This window comes from Mycobacterium sp. 94-17 (assembly GCF_035617725.1).
GTDB lineage: Bacteria > Actinomycetota > Actinomycetes > Mycobacteriales > Mycobacteriaceae > Mycobacterium.
This window is the reverse complement of the sequence record NZ_JAPIYN010000113.1, coordinates 1-299: the sequence shown is the minus strand read 5'-3', so window position 1 is coordinate 299 and position 299 is coordinate 1. Positions and strand designations below refer to the sequence as shown.

The 299-nt window shown below is 71.2% G+C and carries 1 protein-coding gene; it reads left to right on the top strand.

Features of this window, described 5'->3' with window-relative positions:
• Window positions 1–299 (top strand): AMP-binding protein (locus OQ789_RS25905; RefSeq protein WP_324689291.1); only part of this gene is annotated, 299 nt, incomplete at both ends.

Here is a 299-nt window from a genome sequence, read left to right as displayed (position 1 = left end):
CTGATCGACCGCCTCGAGCGGGTGTTGATGGCGATGACCGCCGACCCCGCCAGGAGGCTGTCCTCGATCGATCTGCTCGAGGACGGTGAGCGGGCCCGCCTCGACGCGTGGGGCCACCGCGAGGTACTGACCCGGCCCACCCCGGCCGGGGAGTCGATACCGGCGTTGTTCGCCGAGCAGGTGAGCCGTACGCCCGAGGCGCCGGCGTTGACGTGCGACGGCCGGTCGTGGACGTATCGCGAGCTGGACGAGGCGTCCAACCGGTTTGCTCATCTGCTGGTGGCCCATGGTGCGCGGGC